This is a genomic window from Coprococcus sp. ART55/1 (assembly GCF_000210595.1).
Taxonomy (GTDB): Bacteria; Bacillota; Clostridia; order Lachnospirales; family Lachnospiraceae; genus Coprococcus; species Coprococcus aceti.
The window spans coordinates 2,033,481-2,035,785 of record NC_021018.1 but is presented as its reverse complement, the minus strand read 5'-3'; the positions used below and the strand labels follow the sequence as shown (position 1 = coordinate 2,035,785).

General features: G+C 38.7%; 3 protein-coding genes and 1 tRNA gene. All 4 read right to left on the bottom strand.

The genetic code is table 11. From position 1 onward, the window contains the following. Positions 1-922, bottom strand: a 922-nt coding sequence (locus tag CCU_RS09200; RefSeq protein WP_243440883.1) for a 3'-5' exonuclease, incomplete at its 3' end; no start/stop codon positions are given. A gap of 38 nt (positions 923-960) precedes the next feature. Then, positions 961-1,034: transfer RNA gene (locus tag CCU_RS09195), tRNA-Arg, on the bottom strand. Positions 1,035-1,071: 37 nt separating this feature from the next. Beyond that, positions 1,072-1,944, bottom strand: a complete 873-nt coding sequence (locus tag CCU_RS09190) for a DUF3881 family protein (RefSeq protein ID WP_015534425.1) — start codon at positions 1,942-1,944, stop codon at positions 1,072-1,074. Positions 1,945-1,982: 38 nt separating this feature from the next. Further along, on the bottom strand, positions 1,983-2,305 hold a 323-nt coding region (locus CCU_RS09185), incomplete at its 5' end, for an aminoacyl--tRNA ligase-related protein (RefSeq protein ID WP_305803640.1).

Below are 2,305 nucleotides of genomic sequence, written 5' to 3'. Positions count from 1 at the left end.
CACGAATATCTTCCTGTTTTTGTTTAATTGCCTCTATACCCTGTTTGTCGATAGGTTTTATTGTCTTGTGAACATAATAGTTATTGTTTAAAGATTTGAATTTTATCTTGCCACAAAAATAACCATGCATCCAGCATTTTCCAACACACATGTACGATGATGGACTATTTGCAAACCAGTCAATATGTGTCTTGACCTTCTTGCTGCATTTGTAACAACGAATCTGAGTTACTTTTTCATCGTCCAGTGCTGCATGTTTATTTCTGAAACCCCTTGAGATATATTCGTACTGGTTATTATGAGATACTTCAATCTCTTCTTCTTTATTCTTAGGTGTTATATAGAGATCAAAGCTGTAAAGCTGATTTATATTCTTGGCTTTCATCTCTTTCATAACAAGTGCGGTGTATCTTGCATCGTTGAGAGCTGTGTGAAATGGTTCATTTTCCGGAATATTCATCTCACTGACCGCTTTTTCAAGTTTACTCATACTCTGAGGTATTCCTGAGGTATTCGTAACGCTTGCATATATACTTTGGAGATTCAGAAACTTAAGTGGCCTAGGAAGCTTGTCCATATAATAAAAGTCCATATTAGTCTGAAGCTCTGTGAGGTCCATAGGTCCCCATGTGCAGAATATGTAATCTTTTCCACACCAGTCAAGAAATTCTGAACAGACTTCCTTGAATCCTCTTCCGAGACTCAGGTCATCCTCATCATAGTTCAGAATTGTTCTGATCTTTGAATGTAATTTCTTATAAATTTTTGGTTTGATAAGACTTGAGTATTCGTCAATGATGTTGAGATTCTTATCTACCTTAACGGCACCAATCTCTATAATTTCAAAAGGCATACGTGGATGTTCACCCATATGCCCATTGTAGCTTTGATTCCATTCAAGATCCATAACAATATAATTCATAGTCATGTCCCTTTAGAAAATTTATTAGTGAAAAATAGTGCACCTGACGGGATTCGAACCCACGACCTTCCGCTTAGGAGGCGGACGCTCTATCCTGCTGAGCTACAGATGCACATCAATTATAAGTGTAACATTTATAGAGTTTATAGTCAAGGGTTAACTATATGCCCCTGAAGCCACACATCACCTTTGAATCTTCTTCCCGGAGCAGGTTCACCCAGAAGATGGTTTTTGTTGATCGCTACGGTAAATGTCAGATCATTGCTTTCTACATCAATCAGATATATCGATTCATTTGTATAGCTGTTGGTTGTCTCGATATATGATGTGATAGTTCCTATAACTGCGTAGTGATCAGTCTCAATACCGACAGGCATGAAGCTTGATTTCACTATGGACAGAACATCCTCTTTGTGAGTCCTTCTTCCAATGGTGTTATAGGTGTCCATATCTTCAAGAGTAAGACTTTCTATTGCGTCCGGATCACCCTTCTTTGCAGCCTCGATGAGTTTACTTCTCTTTGCATTGCCGTAGGATGTATTTTTATCACTGTGATCATCCACATCAAGAATGATCATACCATTTACTGACAGACCGGAAAAATACGCCTTTGAAAAGTACTTGTTTGATCTGTTCATCCACAATGATTTTTCGTAGTCTGCTATGTTGGTTATGAAGAAAATAAGAGTCATTCCAAGACTGAAATCACTGCTAACACCGGCATATGCTCTCTTGTCAGAATATTTCTCAACGTATATATTTTCGTCATCGGTCAAAAGCTTTGATGTGACGTAAGGAAAATAATACTCAATGGATATTGAGCCATCCTTTGACATTTCACCTACAAGCGATATTCCAAATCTCTCCCCAAAGTCTTTGCTGAATTGTACAAGACAGGTGTCAGCACTTATAGTTGATATAAATTTCCTGTCAGGCGATTCAAGGATCTGCCTGTATATAGGTTCAAGCTGCTGTCTGTTTTTTATGTTAGTAAAGCCTATAGATGGAAGAAAACTATGCATTCCGACACCTCCCTTGTTGTATGTTTTTATTTATATTATTACTTTCCTGTCTTCTCAAGATACTCTTTTCCACCCATGTATGGACGAAGCTTCTCTGGAATTCTGACTCTTCCGTCAGCCTGGAGATTGTTCTCAAGGAAAGCGATAAGCATTCTTGGTGGAGCAACAACTGTATTGTTGAGTGTATGAGCGAGATACTTCTTGCCATCCTCGCCCTTTACTCTGATCTGAAGTCTTCTTGCCTGTGCATCGCCAAGGTTTGAACAGCTTCCAACCTCGAAGTATTTCTTTTGACGAGGTGACCATGCCTCAACATCTACAGACTTAACCTTGAGATCTGCAAGATCTCCAGAACAACACT